Source organism: Baekduia sp., assembly GCF_035685985.1.
Classification (GTDB): domain Bacteria; phylum Actinomycetota; class Thermoleophilia; order Solirubrobacterales; family Solirubrobacteraceae; genus Baekduia.
Genome location: NZ_DASRZV010000015.1, coordinates 1 through 16,236 on the forward strand (window position 1 = coordinate 1; position 16,236 = coordinate 16,236).

The following is a 16,236-nucleotide window of genomic DNA, read 5'->3' on the forward strand; positions in this document are numbered from 1 at the left end:
GGCGGCCTCGCGCGCGGCGGCGGCCTCCTCGGCGGCGACGAAGTCGGCGTCGGTGTGGACGACCGGGCGCGTGGCGTCGGCCTGCTCCTGGGCCTCGGTCGTGCTCGCGGGCGTGGCGGTCGGCGGCGTCACCGACGGGCCCGGGGCCTCGGTGGGCGGGGGCGCGACGGGCGGCGCCGCGGGCGGCGCGACCGGCGGGGTGGGGGCGGCGCTCGGCGCGGGCGCCGGCAGCTGCGCGGCGCGGCGCTTCTTGAACATCGCGGCGCCCGCGGCGAGCAGGCCGCCGAGGACGAGCAGTCTCTTGGGGATTCGGGGCATGACGGAATCCGTACCCGATCGCGCCCGTCGGGGAAAGGCCTGCAAGACGGACGGACGACGCCGACGGGCCTCAGCGGGTGACCAGCCGCGCGCTGCCGGGCCACAGCGGGTACCGGCCGAGCGCCGCGAAGACGTACCAGGCCGACAGCGCGCCGGCGTCGTCGTTGCCGGGCAGGCCCTGGGGCGTGGCGTCGAAGAGCGCCATGGCGCGCGCGACGGCGTCGGCGGTGAGGTCCGGCCGGCCGATCGCGGCGCCGATCCACGGGATCGCGAACGACGGCTCGTTGCCCAGCCCCGCGTAGGGGTCGAACGGCCCGCCGTCGAGGCGTCGCAGCACCTGCTCCAGGCGCGCGACGGTCGCCGGGTCGTCGTCGACCGCGAACGGCGCGCCGAACGCGTACTGGCCCGCGCTGCCCTCGACCAACCCCTGCGGCGCGGCCGGGTCGCGCGCCGCGAGGTCCAGCCCGCGGACCGCCGCCGCGGCCCGGGCGCGCAGCGCCGGATCGCCGGCCACGCGGCCGACCGCGTCGTCGGCGATCGCGCGCTCCAGCACGCCGCTGTCGCCGCCGTCGGACGAGCGGCACGGCGGCTCGAGCGTCCGGCGCGCGACGGCCAGCGTCCGCGCCCGGTCGATGCCCGGGACGCGGAACGCGAGCGCCTCGGCCAGCAGGATCGCGCCGGGCTCGCCGACCATCACGTCGGCGTCGCGCCCGCCGATCGCCCAGCGCGGCGCGCAGCTCTGCCGCGTGAGCGTCCGCACGACGTCGCGTGCCTGCTCCGGGTAGGACATGGACAACAACGGGAACTGCGTGCGGTACACGTCCCAGCCCGAGATCGTCGACCGGGGCTCCCAGCCACGGCGGGGGTCCACGTCGGCGATCACGTTGGGATGCAGCAGCGCGTGGTAGAGCGCGGTCGCGAAGACCCGGCCCGGCGGTCCGTCCACGCGCTCGAGCTGCCGGGCCCACGCCGCGCGGGCCCGCGTCCGCAGCGTCGCGAACGCCACGCGCGCCGGCGCCTCGGCCGCGAGGTTGCGCCGCGCGCCCGCCACGCCGGTCAGCGACACGCCGAGCCGGACCTCGACCGTGGAGCCCGGGGCGAAGCGCAGGTAGGCGCCCGCCCGCGCGCCGCGGATCGGCTCCGCGGGCAGCCCGCCGGGGACGAAGCGCCGGCCGGTCGCGCGCCGGGCGTCGCTCGCGCGCGCCGACCCCGCGCGCACCGCGAAGGGCCCGCCCTCCGCGCCGGGGGCGCCGGTCGCGCGGCGCCACGTGCCCCACGCGCGCGGCCGCGCGTCGAACCGCGCCACGACGTGGATGTCATAGGCATTGCCCGCCGCCCCGCAGAAGCGCCCGGACCGCGCGGTCGCGACGACCTCGCCGCGCTTCGGGTCGATCCGCACGGTCGCGCGGTCGGTGCCGTTCTGCGAGCCGCCCGCGTCGACCAGCACGGTCGCGGCCCTGCCGCGCGGGAACGTCATCCGCATCGCGCCGACGCGCGCCGTGGCGGTCAGCGCGACCCGCACGCCGCCGACCGTGACCGAGTACGCGCCCGCCGCCGCGGACTCGCCGGCGTGCGAGAACGTCGGCCGCCGCGTGGGCGGGGCGGAGGCCGCGCGCGCCAGCGGCAGGATCGGCACGTCGCCGAACGCCGCGCAGCCGGTGCCGCTGACGTGCGTCGGGCTGAAGCCGCGGATCCGCGTGTCGTCGTAGGCGTAGCCGGCCCCGAAGGCGTTCAGCGCGGGCGCGGTCTCGGGGCTCATCTGCACGAGGCCGAACGGCACCGCCGCGCCGGGGACGGTCGCGCCCGCGCCGCCGCCGCGCTGGATGCTCGGCTCGCGCGAGCCGGTCCCGATCAGCGGGTCGACGTTGTCCACGGCGACGGCCCGCGCGCCGTCGGCCGCGGCGAGCGCGGCGAACGCCGTCGCAACGGCCATGACGGTCGCCCCCGCTCGCATCGCCGCCACGCTAGCGGGGTAGGGCCGCGACCATGAGCGAGCATCACGGAGCCGACCGGGTCGGCGGCGGCGAGGCGTCGCTGGGCGACGCGCAGGCGTCCAACCCGCCGGACGACGACGACATGATCTACCCGGACGCCGAGCCGCTGGACAGCGACACGGACTTCGAGGGCGACGGTCCCGAGGGGCAGGACGAGCGCGACAACGAGGATCCGGCCCCGAACGCCCCGTAAGGCCGCGTCCACAACTGGTCTAGCCCACCGGCCAGATAGGTCCGGGGGGCTGACCACGGGCCGGTTGACGTGTATGTTCCCGGCGTGTTCACGCCGGTCCAGACGCGTCGAACCTTCGAGGAGGCGGCCGAGCAGATCGCGGACAAGGTCCGCGTCGGCGAGCTGCGCGTCGGCGACAAGCTGCCCGGCGAGCGGGCGCTGGCCGCGCAGATGCAGATCAGCCGCCCGACGCTGCGCGAGGCGGTCAAGGTCCTGGTCGACGCGGGGCTCCTGGAGGTCCGCCGCGGCCCGGGCGGCGGGATGTTCGTCGCCACCGACGTCGTCGGCGTCGAGCTGGTCCGCCAGCGCTCGACGCTGCGCCTGGGCGAGGTCGCCGGCGTGCTGGAGGCGCGCCGGATGCTCGAGCCGCGCGTCGCCCAGCTGGCCGCCGTCCGGGCCACCGAGGAGGACTTCGCGGCCCTGCAGCGCTCGATCGATGCGATGCGCGCGCTGGTCGACGCGGGCAAGGCGCTCAAGCAGGAGGACCGCTTCCTGCAGCTCGACGTCCAGTTCCACCTCGCGCTCGCGCGCGCGTCGGGCAACGCGACCGTCGAGTCGCTGATGCGCGTGCTCTTCCGCCAGCTGGAGATCGCGCGCGACATGGCGATGCACCTGCCGCTGGTGCCCGCGTGGACGATCCAGATCCACGAGCGGACGCTCGCGGCCGTGCGCTCCGGCGACCTCGACGAGGTCGAGGCGGTCATGGACGAGCACGTCGGCCAGCTGGAGCGCACCTGGGAGGAGGAGACGGCGCGGGCGCTCGTGCGGCCGCTGCCGGAGTTCCTCCTGCCCGCCTCGGCGCGGACCAAGGGCGCCGTCTAGGCGTCCTCGCGACTGACCGTTCGTTTAGAACCTTCGTCCCGGTGGTAAGGTCTCTTGACCCATACCGGGTCGGGTACCTGGCCAGCGAGGAGAGGGGATGCCGGACGTGCCGCGCACGACGGATGGGATCGCCAACGATCGGGAGACGACCACGCCCGGCGCCGCCGCGCCGCGGACCGGACCCCGGCGGCCGGTCAAGCTGCACCGCCCCGACGTCGCGCTGACCGACAAGTACCTGCTCGAGCAGGGCACGGTCTTCCTGTCCGGCACCCAGGCGCTGGTGCGCATCCTGCTCGACCAGGTCCGCGCCGACCGCCGCCGCGGCCTGCGGACCGCCACGTTCGTCTCCGGCTACCAGGGCTCGCCGCTGGGCACCGTCGACAAGGAGATCCTCGGGCTCGGGGAGATCGCGCCCCGACACGACCTGCACTTCACCGCCGGCCTCAACGAGGAGCTGGCGGCCACCGCGGTCTACGGCTCGCAGATGGCGCCCTCGTTGCCGGGCGCGCGCGTCGACGGCGTGACCGGCGTCTGGTACGGCAAGAACCCGGGCCTCGACCGCGCGATGGACGCGCTGCGCCACGCCAACTTCGCGGGCACCCACCCGCGCGGCGGCGCGCTGGCCCTCGTCGGCGACGACCCGTCGTGCAAGTCCTCCACCTTGCCCAGCGCCGGCGAGGCGACGCTGGCCGCGCTGCACATGCCGACGTTCTTCCCCGGCACGCTGCAGGAGGTCCTGGACTTCGGGGCGCACGCGATCGCCTGCTCGCGCGCGTCGGGCCTGTGGAGCGCGCTGAAGATCGTCACGAACATCGCCGACGCGGCGGGCACGGTGGCGGTCTGGCCCGAGCGCGTCGGCCCGGTCATCCCGACGGTCGAGCACGACGGGCGGCCGTACGTGCACGCGCCCGACGGCAACCTGCTGGCGCCCGCCTCGATGGAGCTGGAGCGCACGCTGTTCGGCCCGCGGACGGAGATCGCCCGCCAGTACGCGGCGCTCAACCAGCTCAACCCGCAGACGGTCCCGACGCGCGACGCCTGGCTCGGCGTCGTCGCCGCGGGCAAGGTCTACTACGAGCTGGTCGAGGCGCTGCACGGCCTCGGCCTCGACCAGCGCGCGCTGGAGCGCGCGGGCATCCGCCTGATGAAGGTCGGCATGCTCTACCCGCACGACCGCGACGCCTTCCGCTCCTTCGCCCGCGGCCTCGACGAGGTGCTGGTCGTCGAGGAGAAGCTTCCGTTCCTGGAGACCGCGTTGCGAGACGCGCTCTACGGAACGCCCGACGCGCCGCGGATCGTCGGCAAGCGCGACGAGCACGACGCGCCGCTGCTGTCGCCGGAGTCCGACCTGGACGCCGACGCGATCGCGGTGGCGCTGGCTTCGCGTCTGCGCGCCGGCGGCCGCGGCGCGCCGGACTCGGTCGACGCCCGCGTGGCGCTGATCGAGGCGCGCCGGGCGACGATCGCCCGCACGCCCGCGACGCTCGCGCGCACGCCGATGTTCTGCTCGGGCTGCCCGCACAACACCTCGACGGCCAACCCCGACGACACGCTGTTGGGCGCCGGCATCGGCTGCCACACCATGATCCTGCTCTCGCCCGAGGGCAAGGGGACGATCACCGGCATCACGCAGATGGGCGGCGAGGGCGCGCAGTTCGTCGGCATGCAGGACTTCACCGACGACCGGCACTTCGTCCAGAACGTCGGCGACGGCACGTTCCACCACTCGGCGTCGCTGGCGATCCGCTTCGCGGTCGCGTCGCGCGCGAACATCACCTACAAGCTGCTCTACAACCGCACGGTCGCGATGACCGGCGGCCAGGACATCGTGGGCGGGATGACCGTGCCGGAGCTCACGCGCTGGCTGGCGCTGGAGGGCGTCGGCAGGGTCATCATCACGACCGAGGACACCAAGCGCTACAAGAAGGCGGGGCTCGACCCGATCGCCGAGGTCCGCCACCGCGACCGGCTGCCCGAGGCGCAGGCCGAGCTGGCGCGCACGCCGGGCGTGACCGTCCTGCTGCACGACCAGCACTGCGCGGCCGAGCTGCGCCGCGCGCGCAAGCGCGGCAAGGCGCCCGAGCCCGCCCAGCGCGTGGAGATCGACGAGCGCGTCTGCGAGGGCTGCGGCGACTGCGGGACGAAGTCCAACTGCATGTCGGTGCTGCCCGTCGAGACCGAGTTCGGCCGCAAGACGCAGATCCACCAGTCCTCGTGCAACAAGGACTTCTCGTGCCTGAAGGGCGACTGCCCGTCGTTCCTGACGGTCGTGCCGGCCAAGAGGCGGGCCGGGGCGAAGGCGCCGACGCCCGCCGGGTTCCCGCTGCCGCCGCGCGACGCGCTCCCCGACCCCGCGCCGAAGGTCCCGCGCGACGACTTCCTGATGCGGATGCCCGGCGTCGGCGGCACCGGCGTCGTCACGGTCTCGCAGATCCTGCAGATGGCCGCGATGCTCGACGGCAAGCACTCCTACGGCCTGGACCAGACCGGCCTGGCCCAGAAGGGCGGCCCGGTCGTCTCCGACGTGCGCATCGCGCGCGACCCGATCGAGGGCTCCAACAAGGCCTCGGCCGGCGCGGCCGACCTGCTGCTGGGCTTCGACGTCCTCGGCGCGGCCAACCCGCGCAACCTGCTCGTCGCCGATCCCGCCCGGACCGTCGCGGTCGTCAACACGCACGCGACGCCGACGGCGGCGATGGTCACCGACACCGGCGTGCGCTTCCCGGCGCGCGACCGCAACATCAAGGCCATCGAGGCCGCCACGCGCGCCGGCGAGGACGTGTTCTTCGACGCCGAGGCGTTGTCGATCGCCCTGTTCGGCGACCACATGCCCACCAACACCTTGTTGATCGGCGCCGCCTACCAGGCGGGCTGCCTGCCGCTGAGCGCCGACGCGCTGGAGCAGGCGATCCGGCTCAACGGCGCGGCGGTGGAGAAGAACCTGGCGGCGTTCGCCTGGGGCCGCGCGGTCGTGGCGGCGCCCGAGGCGGTCGCGGCGGCGACCTCGCCGGAGCGCCCCGAGGCCGTGCGGCCGGCGCTGGAGGGCGCGGCGGCGGCGATCGTCGAGGCCGCCGGCACGACCGGCGAGCTGCGGCGCCTGCTGGAGGTCCGCGTCCCCGAGCTGATCGCCTACGGCGGCGTCGCCCTGGCGCGCGAGTACGCCCAGGACGTCGTCCGCGTCGCGGCCGCCGAGGCCGCCAAGGGCGCGCCCGGCGAGACCGCGGTCGCCGAGGCCTACGCCCGCGGCCTGCACAAGCTGTTGGCCTACAAGGACGAGTACGAGGTCGCGCGCCTGCACCTCGAGGGCCTCGCCGCGCGCGACGCCGCCGACGGCAAGGTGTCCGTGATGCTCCACCCGCCGCTGCTGCGCGCGATGGGGCTGGACCACAAGGTCAAGCTGCGCCGCGGCGTCGCCGTCCCGCTGTTCAAGGCGCTGCGCGCGACCAACGGCCTGCGCGGCACCCGCCTGGACCCGTTCGGCCGCGCGCACGTGCGCCGGATCGAGCGCGCGCTGCCGGGCGAGTACCAGGCCTTGGTCGACCGCGCCCTGGAGCGCCTGACGCCGGTCACGCACGCCACCGTCGCCGCGATCGCCGACCTGCCCGACCTGGTCCGCGGCTACGAGGACGTCAAGCTGGCCAACGTGGAGGCCTTCCGGCAGCGGGCCGCCCGGCTGGAGGACGAGCTGGCGCGCGGCGCCCAGAGCGGCGGGTTCACCCTCCCAGTGATCCAGGGCTGACGCGCGCGAACAGCGCCCGCGCGTCGAGGTCGTCGAGCAGGCCGATCGCGCGCGGGTCGCCGTCGTCGTCGACGACGATCGCGCCGCCGGGCCAGTAGGGATGCGGCGCGCGACGGTGGTGCAGCAGCAGCGGCTCGTAGATCCACGAGCCGCTGTTGGCCACGCGCGTCCGCCCGTCCGACCCGGTCCACAGCGCCGCGTCGTCGCCCGCGCGCGGGCCGCTGCGGTGGACGTGGCCGAAGACGATCCAGTCGGCGTCGACGCCGATCCGCGCGGCGGCGTGCAGGAGCGCCGGGATCGCCGAGCGCTGCATCTGGCGGCCGAGCAGCGGCCGCATGACCGGCGCGGCGCGGTGGGCCTGCAGCTGCCGCGCGCTCGGCATCGACCACGCGCGCAGCAGCTCGGCGACGTTGTCGACCAGCGTCGCCAGCGGACGCGGGAGGGAGCGCGTCAGGCGCGCCTCCAGCCCGGCGCGCGGGCGGCGGCGCCGCTCGTAGGCCGCGGGGCCGACCACGGGCACCGCGCCCAGCGGCGCGCTGCGGACGGCCCGGCGCGGAAGGCCCCACGCCGACTCGGGCAGCAGGTGGCGATCGAGATGATGGCCATGGGTCGCCCACACGCGATCCGACACCCAGAAGCCGGGCGCGCGGACGGTCACGCGCGCCGGGGCGAGCCAGGAGGTCAGCTCGGCCAGCGTGGGCGAGGCGTCGTGGGGGACGAGCGTGTCGAGCGTCAGCGCGTCGCCGCGCTCGCGCACCCAGCGCCGCGTGAGCCGCGCGTCGTGGTTGCCGGGGACGACCACGACCTCGCCGTCGCGCGCGCCCAGCGCGGCGCCCAGCGCCCGCAGCACCGGCTCGGCGACCGCCATCGCCTGGCGCGGGCGGCCCTCGGCCAGCTCGACCGTGTCGCCGAGCAGCACCAGGCGGTCCACGGCGAGGTCGTCGAGCGCGGCCAGCAGCCGATCGAGCGCCTCGCGATGGCGCAGGACGTCGCGGCCGAGGCGAGAGCCGAGGTGCAGGTCGGAGATGATGAGCGTGCGCACGTCAGCGCATCAGGCTATGACGCGCGCGGCGGGTCCACCGGGTCCAGCAGCTCCCACAGCAGCGTCGACCACCCGAAGTCGCGCGCGCCCATGCCGTAGCCCAGGCGCGACTCGTAGTACTCGCGGAAGCCCTCCCGCGCCACGACCGCGGCCAGGCGCGCCGCGAGCGCGTCGGCCTCGGCGTCCAGCCCGAGGCGGCGCAGGCCGAGCGAGACGAGCCACGCGCTGTTGACCCACGACGGGCCGCGCCAGTGGCGGTGGCGGCCCCACCACGTCTCGCGCGAGGTGTGGGTGGGGTCGTCGAGCGCGACGGCGGGCAGCGGGACGCCGTCGGCGAAGCCGGGCGCGCGCAGGACCTCGTCGACCAGGCGCTGGGCGATCGCGTCGGGGAGGTCGGGCAGCGCCAGCGGCGCGAGCGTGTCCCACGTGCGCGGGCGCGCCGCCGGCGGCGTCGGCCGCACGGCGTTGACCACGTCGTCGGCGAAGCGCCCGGCGCGCCCGTCCCACAGGCGCTCGATCAGCGCCGGGGTCGGCGACGGCCGCCCGAGCGCCCGCTCGCTGAGCGACCACACCACGTTGGTCAGCACCTCGCAGACCACGGGCCGTCCGGCCGCGCGGATCCGCCGCGCGTCGAAGCCCAGCCGCCGGTTGCGCGCGATCAACAAGGGGAACGACGGCCGCCCCTGCGCCAGCCGGCCCCAGACGTGGTCGAACTTCGGCGAGGCGTCCATGCCGGACTCGTCGGGCTGGATCAGCCACAGCAGCCCGTCGTCGGTCAGCGCGCGGTGCTCGCGCAGCCACGCGTGGTGGGCGTCGATGCGCGGATCCGCGCCGCGCGGGTCCCCGACGGCCCACGCCCACGCCCACGCCAGCAGCGGCGGCTGGATCGTCCGCGTCATCAGGTCGGCGCGTGAGGCGATGTTGTAGCGGACGGCCCGCTGGAGGTCGAGCGGGTGGCCCCAGAGGACCGTGTGGCCGATGAAGCCGTCGGGATCGGCGGCGTTCAGCAGCGTCTCCAGCTCGGCGCGCGCGCCCGCCGGGTCGAACCGCCGCCGGACGATCGCGTGGAAGCCCGAGTCCCAGTACCACTGCCACGGATAGGACCGCGGCGAGGGGACCGAGAAGGCGTAGCGGCGCCCGCGGTACTCGCCCTCGCGCCAGTTGCGCTCCAGCAGCGCGCGCGCCGCCGTCGCGACGTCGAACGTCACGCGTGCTTCTTGGCCTTGGCCTTGGGCTTGATGTAGGGCTTGATCGTCAGCTTGGCGGTGAACGTCGTGACCCCGATCCGCATCGTGACCGTGACCTTGACGCCCTTGGACGGCGCCTTGCGCAGCGCCGTCTTCAGCTTCGCCGAGGCCGTGACCGTCAGCTTGGCCTTCCCGCTGGACGGGATCGTGAACGATCCGCTGCCGCCGCTGGTCTTCTTGCCGAAGCTGAGCTTGACCGTCCCGCGCGTCTTGGTGGGCGTCGCGCGGAACGACAGCGTCGCGCGGCCCTTGCGGTCCAGGCGCAGCGTCTTGGCCAGCCCCTTCACGGTGGCCTTGGGGACCTCGAACGTGATCGGCTTCTCGGAGCTTCCTCCGCTGCTGCCGCCGCCGTCGGAGCCGCCGCCGACCCGACCGCCGTCGGTGCCGCCGCCGCTGTCGCCGCCGCCCCCGGTGCCGCCGCCGTCGCCGCCACCGCCACCGCCGCCCTGGCCGGGGTCGCGCTGCTGGGGCTCGGAGCCCGCGACGAACACGCGGTCGGCGCCCGCGGCCACGACCTGGCCGCCGCGCAGGAGCACGACGCGCGTGTGGTAGGTCCGGCCCGGCGCCAGCCCGCCGGTCGTCACGGTGTAGGCCTGCAGCCCGCTGCCGGCCGTCAGCGTCACCGCGGGGGAGCGCGCGCCGTAGGCGTCGGTGGCGCCCAGCTCGAAGGCGACGCTCGTGGCGCTCGCGGGGCCCGGGTCGACGCGCGAGCGGAACGTCGCGGTGTCCTGGTCCAGGCCGGTCGGCTGGTCGGTGATCGCGCAGGCTGGGGCCGACGTGTCCAGCGACCACGACGTCAGCGTGCCCGCGTTGTCCTGCTCGCCGTCGGTGATGCGCAGGGTCCACGTGCCCGCGCGGTCCTCGCCGGCGAAGCGCGACAGCGGCTCGTTGGGCTCGAACAGCCCGCCGACGGCCACGGCGGCGTTGCCCAGCTCCTGCACCGGCCGGTCGGAGGCGTCGTCGAGGATCAGCGGCGTCGCGGGCCGCAGCCGGTTCGGCGAGTAGTTGGAGGACGTGCCGACGCCGGGGCGCTCGAGCAGGTCGACGGTCGTGCCGCTCGGCGAGGTCAGCCACGCGTGCAGGTCGCCGACCCAGTCGTGCGTGGCGGCCAGCGTGACGCGCAGGTGGCCGACGCGGCCGTGGGTCGGGACCGTGAGCTGGGAGACCAGGCCGGTCGCCGGCTGGTTGTCGGGGATCGCGGCCGGCGTCGCGTAGCCGCGCGTGCCGACGGTCGTCGTGCCGGTCCCGATCGGCAGGTTGTAGGGGATGCTCCGCGTGCCCTGGTCGGACGTGACCGTGAGCGTGAGCGCGGCGACCGTGCCGCAGCCCGCGGCGGCCGCCGTGCGCAGCGCGAACGCCGCGGGCCGCGAGGCGCCCGGGGCGACCGTGCCGAGGCTCGCGGTGGCCTGGGGCACCGACACGCCGCCGGTCTGCGCGGACAGCGTCGCGCGCACGCCGGTCAGCGGCGTGGTGGACGGGTTGACGATCGGGATCGTGACCGGCGTGTCCTGCTCCAGCGTCAGCGCGCTCGCCGACGGGACGCCGGCGTCGGCGACGGGCGGCAGGTCGAAGGCCTCGGTGGCGTGCGTCGCGTTGGGGGAGCTGACCGACGCGCTGTAGCCCATGCCGCGCGCGGCGAAGACCGACCAGATGTCCTGGTGGTGCGCGCCGCCCGCGGCGGTGTCGGCCGCCAGGATCGCGTCGCGCATGTCGAGGAACGACGGCTGCTTGGGCGTGATCCGCAGCGCGGCGGTGATCAGCGCGCGGGCCGGCCAGCCGCCGATCTTCTCGCGCAGGTCCCACAGCGTCTCGGCCCAGATCTCGCCGTCGGCGTGGACCTCGAAGGTCGGGTGGTCGGCCGAGTAGGCGGCGACGCGGCCCAGGTCGCCGAACGTGAAGCCGCCGGGGCCGGCGGTCGTCGAGCCCGGGCAGTGCTCGGGGTCGGCGACGTCGCCGACCGGGCAGTCGAGCGCGTTGTGGCGGATGCCGGTGTCGGCGTCGTCGGTGACGTAGGCGCCCATCACCACGTCGCCCGGCGCCGCCGTGTCGTCGACCAGGCGCTGTCGGACGAGGTAGTCCATCGCGTAGAAGTCGCTCCAGCCCTCGCCCATCGCCTGCGACTGGCGCGCCAGCAGGCCGTTGGCCTCGCCGTCGCCGCCGACGAGGCGGTTGGTCATGCCGTGCGTGTACTCGTGGTAGACGACCGACGCGTCGTCGCCGCCGTTGACCGCCGGGTAGGGCGTGCTCCACAGGTACATCTGCATCTTGCCCGGCTGGCCGTCGGGCGGCGTGGAGAAGTTGGCGTTGTTGATGCCGTCGTAGTCGTCGACCTCGGCGTCGATCGGGTCGGTCGTCTCGAAGTTGTAGGAGTCGGCGGTGAAGCCGATCGGGGCCCGCGCCAGCCAGTCGTGGTACTGGTTGACGTAGTAGAAGACCTGGGCGCCGACCTGGCCGACGTTGTCGGCCGCCGTGTCGGGGTCGGCGCCGTCCCACGTGCAGTCGTGGGAGAAGACCGACGGGCAGCGCGCGCCGCGGGCGGCCGTGGCCGGGACGACGTCGTAGAGGAACTCGCTCGTGTCGGGCGTGCTCGGGACGATCTCGCCGTCGGGGTCGATGCCGTCGGGCTCCTCGCGGTCGGCGTAGACGTGGGCGTTGGGGCCGTCCAGGCGCGTGATCGGCGTCGTCGTCAGCCACGACCCGCCGGGGCCCGCGAGGTCGGCCTCGTGGTCGGTGCCGTCGCCGGGGTGCAGCTCGTGGACGTTGGCGGGCGCCTCGGCGAAGTCGGTCAGCGAGTGGCGCGTGAGGATCGCGCCGGTGGCCGCGTCGACCAGGACCTCGTAGACGTACGGCGCCTGGCCCGCGACGGTCAGCCGCCAGGCGAGGTGGTCGCCGCCGGGGTCGGCCAGCGTGGTCAGCGTCGCGACGTCGCTCGTGCCCGGGAACGTCGTGGTGCGCGCCGCGTCGGCGCCGACGTCGCCGACGATGCCGTCGGGCGTCACGCCGAGGTCCTTCTGGGCGGCCGCGCGGGCGGCGGCGGGACCGATCGGCGGGTCGGTCGACGGCGGCTGGAGGTCGTGGACCGGCGCGCCGCCGACGGCCAGCAGGCGGCCGTCGGAGGTCACCGACGCGGTCAGCGCCGAGTCGTAGGCGGCGACGCCGCCGTCGCGCTGGGCGAAGGCGAGGTGGGTGACGCCGTCGGGCGAGGTCGAGCGGTTGGTCAGGTGCAGTTGGCCGAGGTCGCCGCCGTCGAGGCCGAACGCGTCGACGTGGGCGCGCACGTAGGCGAGCGCGACGGCGCCGGCGTCGGCCCGCGACGGGCCGGTCAGGAAGCCGTCGGTGCGCAGGACCGAGCGCAGGCCGCCGGTCACCGGGTCGGCGTCGACGGTCGCCTCCGCGCCGAGGCCCTTGGCGAGCGTCGCGCGGGCGTCGGAGACCGCGGCCGGGACGGCGGCGCGGTCGCCCGCGCGCGCGTCGAAGTCGGGGCGCGCGCCGGTGCCGGAGGACGGCGCCACGGCGAGGGCAGGGGCGGCCGTCAGCGCCGTCGCCGAGAAGACGGCACACGCCGTCAGAACCGCAAGCCGATGCCTGCTGCGCCTGCCCACCAGTGCAGGTTCTATCGGCCGGCGGGCCGTCCCGCCTGAGAGATCTCGTGCAGCTTGCCTCCCGCTTTTCGGAGCGTCGTGACGGTTCGGGGCCGATCCGGGTTCGGATTCGGACATGTCGGCGCGATCGGGTACACCATCGGCGGATGGCCGACGATCCGATCGACCAGCTCTACGGGCTCCCGCTGGAGGAGTTCGTCGCGGCACGCGACGCGCTGGCCAAGGAGGCGCGGGCCGGCGGCGACCGCGAGCGGGCCGCCGCGATCAAGAGGCTCGCCAAGCCGACGCGCGCGGCGTGGGCGGTCAACCAGCTGGCGCGCTCGCACGCCGACGAGGTCCGCGCGCTGGTCGACGCGGGCGCCGCGCTGGCCGGCGCGCAGGAGGAGCTGCTGGGCGGCGCCGAGCCGGGCGTCCTGCGCCAGGCGGCCGAGGCGGCCCGGGCGCTGGTCGACGCGCTGGCCGCCCAGGCGCCGGTCGACGGCGCCACGCGCGACAAGGTCCGCGCGACGCTGCACGCGGCGACCGTGGACGCCGAGGCGCGCGCGGAGGTGGCCTCGGGGCGCGTGCTCAAGGAGCGCGCGGCGTCGGGCTTCGGCGGGCTGGACGGGCTGGTGGGCTCGGGCGCGGCCGCCACCGCCGCCGCCGCGCCCGCGGCGCCGCCCGGGCCGGACCCGCGGGAGGTCCGCCGCCGCCGCGACGCGCTGCGCCGCGCCAACGAGGCCGAGGCCGAGGCGGAGTCCGCGGTCGACGGCGCGCGGCGCTCGCTGGAGCAGGTCGAGGCGACGGTCGCGGCGCGGCGCCGCGAGCTGGAGGAGGCGCGGACGGCCCTGGCCGAGGCGCGCGACCGGCGCGAGCGCGCCGAGCGCGCGGCGGCCGAGCTCAGCTGACGATCGCGTGGGCGGCGACCGTGGCGCCGGACGCGACCGTCGCGCCCGCCGTCAGCGCCGCCGACGGACCGATGCGCACGTCGTCGCCGACGCGCACCGGCGCGGCCGTCAGCCCCTGCTCGCGCAGCGGCCGCTCGACGTCGGCGGTCACCGGCGCGGCGTCGACCAGCACGACCTCGTCGCCCAGCACGCAGCGCTCGCCGATGGCGATCGCGCGCCGCGCGGTGAGCACGCAGCGGTCGCCCAGCCACGTGCCCGCGCCGACGGCCACGGTCGCGCCGGCGGCGACGTGGAAGCGGCAGCCGTCGCCGAGCACGGCGCCCGCGCCGAGCGTCACGCCCCCACCGCGCGCGACGTCGAAGACGACGCCCCGTCCGACGACCACGCCGGCGGACGCCCGCACCCCGCGCCGCCGCGTCCGCAGGCGGTCGCGCCACCCCGCCGCGCGCGGCAGGGCGGACGGCGGGGCGACCGCGTCCGGATCGGAGGCGAACGCGGCCTCAGGACGACGAAGGGCGGCGCACATGGCGCCGCCCATCGTAGGCAACTTCTATGACTCGGTGAGGCGGCGGACCCGTCGGGGCCGCCGTCGTCCGATCAGGCCGCGACGCGGAGCGACTTGACGTCGCCGTCGGCCGCGAGGCGGCGCAGCGCGCGCTCCTCGGCCTGGCGGGCCTTGGAGGGCGGCATGCCCAGACGGCGCGCGGCCTGGACGAGCGTGTGCTCGCCGTCGCCGCCGGTGCCGAAGCGCAGGTGGATGACCTCGCGCTCGTCCTCCGGCAGGCGGTTGACGGCCTCGCGCAGCGAGGACGCCTCGGTCTCGCGCTCGACCTCCTCGTCGACGGTCTCGCCGTCGGCGGGGAGCAGGGCGCCCAGCGCGGTCTCGCCGTCGTCGCCGACGGTCTGGTCGAGGGACGCCAGGGCGCGGTCGCGCTCACGCAGCAGCGCGACCTCCTCGATGTCCAGCTCCGCGGCCGCGGCGACCTTCTCGTCGCTCGGCGGCTCGCCCAGCTCGGCGGTCAGCTCGCGCTCGACGCGGGCGATGCGGCGGGCGCGCTGCGACATGTGCGAGGGCAGGCGGATCGTGCGACCCGTGTTGTCCAGCCCACGCTGCAGCGCCTGGCGGATCCAGATCGTGGCGTACGTGGAGAAGCGGTAGCCCTTGCGGTAGTCGAACTTCTCGACGGCGCGGATGAGGCCGAGCATGCCCTCCTGGACGAGGTCGTCCAGCGTCAGGCCCTGGCCCACGTAGTGCCGCGCCACGGAGACGACCAAGCGCAGGTTCGAGTTGACCAGGAGGTCCTTCGCGTCGAGATCGCCGCGCTCGATGCGCTTGGCGAGGTCGATCTCCATGGTCGGGTCGAGGAGCTGGTACTGGCTCGCGCGCCGCAGGAGCTGATCCAGCGGGGAGGCCAGGACGTCGTTGGTGAACGTGGGGGTGAGGGTGGAGGGGGTCAACTAAGGTCCTTTCCCGGGCAAAATCCCGATAACTGCACTCGGAATTCTACGCCAGATTCGTTGCTTGTGCAACTGTGCAACGGGTCACAATCGCACGGCTGCGGTGGGGAGAGACAGGGGAGGGGTCGGGGTCACCCCGACGAGCGACACCGAAACCTTCCCAACCTCAGGTGAAGCGCGCCTAAGGAGTGAGGTGGTGCCCTCTTCGGGCCACATTGATACGTCTCCTGCCCGTGGTCAAACGTTACGGTCGGCCGTTCGGCGGCGGTGATCCCGCCACAGATGTCCGATCTGGCGCGTCGCCGCGTAGCGCAGGTCGGACCGCGGTCCGGTCCGTGGCGGGGCCAACTCGGCCGGATCCCGGCCCAGCTCCAGCGCCCGCGCCGCGCGCCGCGCGATCTCCAGCTGACCGAGCGCCGTGGGGTGGACGGCGTCGGGGAACCACTGGCGCCAGCCGCCGAAGTCGTCCAGCGCGACCACCGCGAAACCGCATGTTTGCGCGGTTTGACGCACGATCGCGTTCAGCTCGGCGACCTTCGCGCCCGCGCGCGGCCGGCCGAGGTCGAGCGGCACGGTCGCGACGCAGACCCGCCGCGCGGCGACGCCGACCGCGCTCGACAGGGTGTCGAGCGCGCGCGTATAGCGGGCCGGATCCCACGCGATCGAGCGCACGTCGTTGGTGCCGATCCCGAGGCAGGCGATCGCATAGTCGTCTCGGATGCGAGACAGATCCCGAGCGACGAGATCTGGCGCAGAAGCACCCGGTCGGGCTATTCGGTGAAACGGGAGGTCGAGCAGCTCGGCGATCCACTGCGGCCACGCCCGTGGAGGAACACCATAGGCGCCCTCCTCCGGCCCGCACATGATCGAGTCGCCCAGCGCGAGCACCGCGCCG

The 16,236-nt window shown here is 75.6% G+C and carries 11 protein-coding genes and 1 pseudogene; 4 read left to right on the plus strand and 8 right to left on the minus strand.

Annotation, left to right across the window (positions count from 1 at the left end; translation table 11 throughout):
* A pseudogene (locus VFG42_RS06995) lies at nucleotides 1-318 on the minus strand (hypothetical protein); the annotation flags it as partial.
* 70 nt (nucleotides 319-388) lie between these two features.
* Nucleotides 389-2,251 carry a glycoside hydrolase domain-containing protein gene (locus tag VFG42_RS07000; RefSeq protein ID WP_324906692.1) on the minus strand — a complete coding sequence of 621 codons (1,863 nt, stop codon included), beginning with the start codon at nucleotides 2,249-2,251 and terminating at the stop codon, nucleotides 389-391.
* A gap of 53 nt (nucleotides 2,252-2,304) precedes the next feature.
* Between VFG42_RS07000 and VFG42_RS07005 the strand changes: the two genes are divergently transcribed.
* From VFG42_RS07005 to VFG42_RS07015, 3 genes are all read left to right on the plus strand, one after another.
* Nucleotides 2,305-2,505 (plus strand): hypothetical protein, encoded by a 201-nt coding sequence (locus tag VFG42_RS07005; RefSeq protein ID WP_324906694.1) that lies wholly within the window; start codon nucleotides 2,305-2,307, stop codon nucleotides 2,503-2,505.
* An 84-nt stretch (nucleotides 2,506-2,589) separates the two neighbouring features.
* Nucleotides 2,590-3,366 (plus strand): FadR/GntR family transcriptional regulator, encoded by a 777-nt coding sequence (locus VFG42_RS07010; RefSeq protein WP_324906696.1) that lies wholly within the window; start codon nucleotides 2,590-2,592, stop codon nucleotides 3,364-3,366.
* Nucleotides 3,367-3,472: 106 nt separating this feature from the next.
* Nucleotides 3,473-7,105 carry an indolepyruvate ferredoxin oxidoreductase family protein gene (locus VFG42_RS07015; RefSeq protein ID WP_324906698.1) on the plus strand — a complete coding sequence of 1,211 codons (3,633 nt, stop codon included), beginning with the start codon at nucleotides 3,473-3,475 and terminating at the stop codon, nucleotides 7,103-7,105.
* Here the strand turns inward: VFG42_RS07015 and VFG42_RS07020 are convergent.
* The 3 genes from VFG42_RS07020 to VFG42_RS07030 are packed head-to-tail and all read right to left on the minus strand — an operon-like array spanning nucleotide 7,080 to nucleotide 12,906.
* Nucleotides 7,080-8,147 carry a metallophosphoesterase gene (locus VFG42_RS07020; RefSeq protein WP_324906700.1) on the minus strand — a complete coding sequence of 356 codons (1,068 nt, stop codon included), beginning with the start codon at nucleotides 8,145-8,147 and terminating at the stop codon, nucleotides 7,080-7,082. The genes VFG42_RS07015 and VFG42_RS07020 overlap by 26 nt on opposite strands.
* 14 nt (nucleotides 8,148-8,161) lie before the next feature.
* On the minus strand, nucleotides 8,162-9,355 hold the full coding sequence (locus VFG42_RS07025; protein WP_324906702.1) for an MGH1-like glycoside hydrolase domain-containing protein: 1,194 nt from the start codon (nucleotides 9,353-9,355) through the stop codon (nucleotides 8,162-8,164).
* Nucleotides 9,352-12,906 (minus strand): M36 family metallopeptidase, encoded by a 3,555-nt coding sequence (locus VFG42_RS07030; RefSeq protein ID WP_324906704.1) that lies wholly within the window; start codon nucleotides 12,904-12,906, stop codon nucleotides 9,352-9,354. Before VFG42_RS07030 ends, VFG42_RS07025 begins: the two co-directional genes overlap by 4 nt.
* Nucleotides 12,907-13,142: 236 nt before the next feature.
* Between VFG42_RS07030 and VFG42_RS07035 the strand changes: the two genes are divergently transcribed.
* On the plus strand, nucleotides 13,143-13,883 hold the full coding sequence (locus VFG42_RS07035) for a hypothetical protein (protein WP_324906706.1): 741 nt from the start codon (nucleotides 13,143-13,145) through the stop codon (nucleotides 13,881-13,883).
* On the opposite strand, the gene VFG42_RS07040 is transcribed toward VFG42_RS07035, so the two are convergent.
* The 3 genes from VFG42_RS07040 to VFG42_RS07050 all read right to left on the minus strand — a co-directional run bounded on the left by VFG42_RS07040 (nucleotide 13,876) and on the right by VFG42_RS07050 (nucleotide 16,229).
* Nucleotides 13,876-14,409 carry a DapH/DapD/GlmU-related protein gene (locus VFG42_RS07040; RefSeq protein WP_324906708.1) on the minus strand — a complete coding sequence of 178 codons (534 nt, stop codon included), beginning with the start codon at nucleotides 14,407-14,409 and terminating at the stop codon, nucleotides 13,876-13,878. The two genes, VFG42_RS07035 and VFG42_RS07040, sit on opposite strands and share 8 nt — an antisense overlap.
* A gap of 71 nt (nucleotides 14,410-14,480) precedes the next feature.
* On the minus strand, nucleotides 14,481-15,341 hold the full coding sequence (locus tag VFG42_RS07045; protein ID WP_324906710.1) for a sigma-70 family RNA polymerase sigma factor: 861 nt from the start codon (nucleotides 15,339-15,341) through the stop codon (nucleotides 14,481-14,483).
* A 237-nt stretch (nucleotides 15,342-15,578) separates the two neighbouring features.
* Nucleotides 15,579-16,229 (minus strand): SGNH/GDSL hydrolase family protein, encoded by a 651-nt coding sequence (locus VFG42_RS07050; RefSeq protein ID WP_324906712.1) that lies wholly within the window; start codon nucleotides 16,227-16,229, stop codon nucleotides 15,579-15,581.
* Between the last annotated feature and the right edge of the window lie 7 nt (nucleotides 16,230-16,236).